Annotated in this window: 4 protein-coding genes; 3 read left to right on the top strand and 1 reads right to left on the bottom strand. The window is 70.2% G+C overall.

Annotated elements, in window-relative coordinates; all coding sequences use genetic code 11:
- The first annotated feature begins 124 nt into the window (after window positions 1-124).
- Together B124_RS36885 and B124_RS36880 are read left to right on the top strand one after the other, a co-directional pair.
- Entirely contained in the window at window positions 125-706 is a 582-nt protein-coding gene (locus tag B124_RS36885) for a hypothetical protein (protein WP_496507386.1), read from the top strand.
- 132 nt (window positions 707-838) lie between these two features.
- Window positions 839-1,567: an endonuclease V gene (locus B124_RS36880; protein WP_496507385.1), complete on the top strand. Its 729-nt coding sequence runs from the start codon at window positions 839-841 to the stop codon at window positions 1,565-1,567.
- A gap of 24 nt (window positions 1,568-1,591) precedes the next feature.
- Here the strand turns inward: B124_RS36880 and B124_RS36875 are convergent, their stop codons facing one another.
- The gene (locus tag B124_RS36875; RefSeq protein ID WP_496507384.1) at window positions 1,592-2,530 is read right to left on the bottom strand and encodes a GlxA family transcriptional regulator; all 939 of its coding nucleotides are present in this window, start codon (window positions 2,528-2,530) and stop codon (window positions 1,592-1,594) included.
- A 73-nt stretch (window positions 2,531-2,603) separates the two neighbouring features.
- On the opposite strand from B124_RS36875, the gene B124_RS36870 reads away from it, so the two are divergent.
- A complete protein-coding gene (locus B124_RS36870; protein ID WP_496507383.1) occupies window positions 2,604-3,494 on the top strand; it encodes an NAD-dependent epimerase/dehydratase family protein in 891 nt (296 codons plus the stop codon).
- Window positions 3,495-3,885: the final 391 nt, after the last annotated feature.

Raw genomic sequence — 3,885 nt, 5'->3', positions numbered from 1 at the left:
CCTACAGAGCGAAACGCCGCACCGAGACCACAACTCGCCACGAAGACAAGCCGCATATCAAAATCCTCGCTGTGGCCTAACTGAGTGGCATTGGCCGGCAGGGTACCTGGCGCTTCCGGTGGGGATGACGCTGCAGGAGGCCCGCGAGATGGTGCTTCGGCATGCCCACGTGGCGGGCCGGGAAGGCACCTTGAATGAGCAGGCGGTGGCCCAAGCGGTGGCCAACCTGCACAACCTGTCGCAGGGTCTCCGGTTCGCTGGAACCGTATATGCGGGGTTTTATCTGCATGAGCACGAAGGGCAGTTGAGCTTGGGCTCGCTCACTGTGGCCGCTCAGCCCGTGAGCCATGGCGCCACCGGCATTGCGGTGGCTGGAATGGTGTCCGCCTTCGGGCACCGTGGGCGTGGTTCACAGGTGATGGGGAAGCCGTTCGACCTGCCGTGTGGGAAGGCTGCTGTGTTTACCAGCGAATTCCCGTACGTTATCCCGGGGAGTGATCTACCTCAGGGGGAGGACGTATCCATCATTCTGCAGCAGTTGCAGGCGTTCATCCCTGTGCCGCGCGAGGTTGCTGGCGGGCAAGAAGCAGTGACTGTTGTCACGCTGCTGACCCCATCCCGTGCGCATTGGGAATTGTATGCGCGTCATGCGGTAGAGGTTCTGCGGAGTCTGGAATTCGATGAGCTGGACAGTCGGCCGGCATGAAGGACGGAGAAGTCATCGCCTACTTCGACGGACGGTCGGCCGCCCGGCCGTGAGAGCCTGTGCGTGACGAGCGCTGCCGGTGCGGATGGACGACGTCGGGGCGGTCCTCGGGCACGGCGGAAAGGGGGGCGGGTGGAGCTGGCTGGTGAGCTTTGCCGTCCTCGGGGTGCTGAGGAGGCGGTGGCCGAGCAGGAGCGGTTGCGGGGGCTCGTGCGGGTGGAGTCGGTCCACGACGTGGCGCAGTGGCGGACCGCGGCCGGGGTTGACGTGGCGTACGACGACGAGGCGGGGCTGTGCGCCGCGGCGGTTGTCGTGCTGGATGTGGCGAGACTGGTCGTTGTCGGCTCGGTGACCGCCGTTTCGCGGATCGAGTTCCCGTACGTCTCCGGCCTGTTGGCCTTCCGGGAGATTCCCGCGGTCGCCGCGGCGCTGCGCGAGCTGACTGATCCGCCGGACGTGTTCGTGTGTGACGGCTACGGCATCGCTCATCCCCGTCGCGTCGGTCTGGCGAGTCACCTGGGGGTGCTGACGGGGGTGCCGTCGTTCGGTGTGGCGAAGAATCCGCTGTACTTCCGGTGTGACGTGCCGGGAGCCGAGCGGGGCGCGTCGAGCCCTCTACTGGATGGTGCGGAGGCGGTCGGCCGCGCTCTTCGTACGCAGACGGGGGTGAAGCCGGTGTACGTGTCCGCCGGCCATCTGATCGGGGTGGACGACGCCTGCGCGGTCACGCTCAGGCTGGCGAGGCGGTTTCGGCTGCCCGAGACGACGAGGGCCGCGGACCGGCTGTGCCGCCGGGCGCTGTCGGAGGCCGGACCCCGCGGGCGGGCCGCGGGGGACGGCGGCGGTGCGGTGCGCTGGTGAGTGCCCCGTCGCCGGCGGGTGTCCTCAGCGGGCGTCCGCGCGGGTCCGGTTGAAGCTCGCGCGGTACGCCGTGGGCGTGAGGCCGACCTGGGTCGTCATGTGCTTGCGCAGCGAGTCCGCGCTGCCCAGGCCGCTCTTCGCGGCCACCTGGTCCATCGGCAGGCCGGTGGTCTCCAGCAGCTCCCGCGCTCGGTGGATACGCCGTTGCAGCAGCCACTGCAGCGGGCTCAGCCCCGTCTCCGCGCGGAAGCGGCGGGTCAGGGTGCGGACGCTCGTACCCGCGTGCCGCGCCAGGTCCGTGAGCGTGAGCGGGACATCGAGGCGCGCGAGTGCCCACGCGCGCGTGGGGGCGAGCGACGTGCCGCGTTCCGGCGGCAGCGGGGTCTCGATGAACTGCGACTGACCGCCGGGCCGTACGGGCGGGACGACCGCGAGCCGCGCGACCGTGTTCGCGACAGATGCGCCGTAGTCGACTCCGACCAGATGCAGGCAGAGATCGATCGCGGCGGCGGCGCCCGCCGAGGAGTAGATACCGCCGTCCTCGACGAAGAGCAGGTCGGGCTGCACGTCGACGGCCGGGAAGCGGGTCGCCAGCTCGTCGGCCAGCCCCCAGTGGGTGGTCGCGCGGCGCCCGTCGAGCAGGCCGGCCTGGGCCAGGACGAACGCGCCCGTGCACAGCGACGCGATCCGCACGCCGCGGGCCGCCGCGTTCCGCAGCGCCTCCAGCACCTCCGCGGGAGCCTGCGCGCCGCCGCTGCCGACGGCCAGCACCGTATCGGCGTCCGCCAGCGCCTCCAGCCCGTACGGCACGACGATGTCGGGCCCGCCGACGGTCTCCATCGGCCCGGGGCGTGCCGCGCACACGCGCACGTCGTACTGCGGGACGCTGCCGAACACCATGAGCGGGATCGAGACGTCGAAACTCAGCACGGGCGGCACCGTGACCGCGGCGATGCGATGCATGTGGCCTGAACCTCCGGACACCTGGCATTCGGGCCACTATCGTACGCGGCCGCGCCGCGGCACCGTCGTCTGCATGACTTCTCATGTGATCGTGGGACGCGGAGCGACCGCGTCGAAGACCGCGCTGCTGCTGGCCGAGGACGGCGAGCGGGTACGGATGATCAGCCGGACCGGCGGCGGTCCCGACCACCCGCTCGTCGAGCGGATCGCCGCCGACGCGACCGACACCGACCGGCTCACCGAACTGACGGAGGGCGCGGACACGCTCTTCAACACCGCCGCCCCGGCGTACCACCTCTGGCCCGAGCAGTTCCCGATCCTGTCGGCGTCTCTCCTCAGTGCGGTGAAGCGGACGGGCGTGGCGTACGTCATGCTCGGCAATCTTTACGCCTACGGCCCGGTGGCCGAACCGATCGCCCCGGACTTCCCGCTCGCCGCGACCGGCCCGAAGGGCCGTGCCCGGGCGCGGGTCTGGGAGGAGGCCGCCGCCTCGGGGGTGAAGGTCACGGAGGTGCGGGCCGCCCAGTTCTACGGCGCCGGCGCCTTCTCGGTGTTCAGCCTCTGGGTGCAGGGACAGGTCCTGGCGGGCAGGCCGGTCCTGGTGCCGCAGCCGCTCGACGTGCCGCACAGCTACTCGGCGATCGGCGACACCGCACGCACGCTGGTCGCGGCGAGCCGCGACGAGGGGGCGTACGGGCGCGCCTGGCACGCGCCCACCTCGACGCTGTCCGTACGGGAACTGGCCACGCGGCTGGCGGCCCTTGCCGGCGCCCCGGAGCCGCGGATGGCGGAGATGACCGAACGGGAGATTTCTCTGCTCGCGCTGACGGAGCCTTTCTGGTCGGAAATGCACGAGGTGCTCGTGAAGCCCGGCCACCCGTTCGCCGTCGACTATGCGGAGACGGAGAAGGTCCTCGGGGTGACGGCTACGGCGGTGGACGAGGTGCTGCGGGAGGTGGTGTAGGGGCAGCCCACTCCGGGACCGGTCCCGGAGCCCCGCCCTTAACATGCGGTGCACACAATGGGGTTGGGCAGGGTCGTGGCATTACGGCAAGGACGCGTACTCGCGGCGGCGGTCGCCGCGTTGGCGGCGGGGGCCGCCGGCTGCGGGAAGAGCGCGTGAAAGACCAAGGTGACCTGAAACTCGATCACCCACACTGGCTCGATGGCGAAAGTCAGCCCCCGTGCCCCGCCGTCTACGGGACCGATTAACCGCTCGACTCTGGCGGTGTCCGGCGCTTCCGGCGGGGCCGGCCGGGAGCTAGTGTCTTGTGATCCGGTTCATGTCACCTGAAGGTCTTTGACTCGTTGGACACTGCGTGAATCTCTCTTCAGAACAGGTCGCAGAATTGCGG

The organism is Streptomyces sp. CNP082 (assembly GCF_059570535.1).
The sequence above is the reverse complement of the archived record's forward strand: the minus strand, read 5'-3'. Positions and strand labels throughout refer to the sequence as shown.

What these genes read in the sequence shown, in the direction of transcription:
- B124_RS36885 (WP_496507386.1), top strand. Translation starts at nt 125, where the DNA reads ATGACGCTGCAGGAGGCCCGCGAGATGGTGCTTCGGCATGCCCACGTG.
- B124_RS36875 (WP_496507384.1), bottom strand. Translation starts at nt 2,530, where the DNA reads ATGCATCGCATCGCCGCGGTCACGGTGCCGCCCGTGCTGAGTTTCGAC.
- B124_RS36870 (WP_496507383.1), top strand. Translation starts at nt 2,604, where the DNA reads ATGACTTCTCATGTGATCGTGGGACGCGGAGCGACCGCGTCGAAGACC.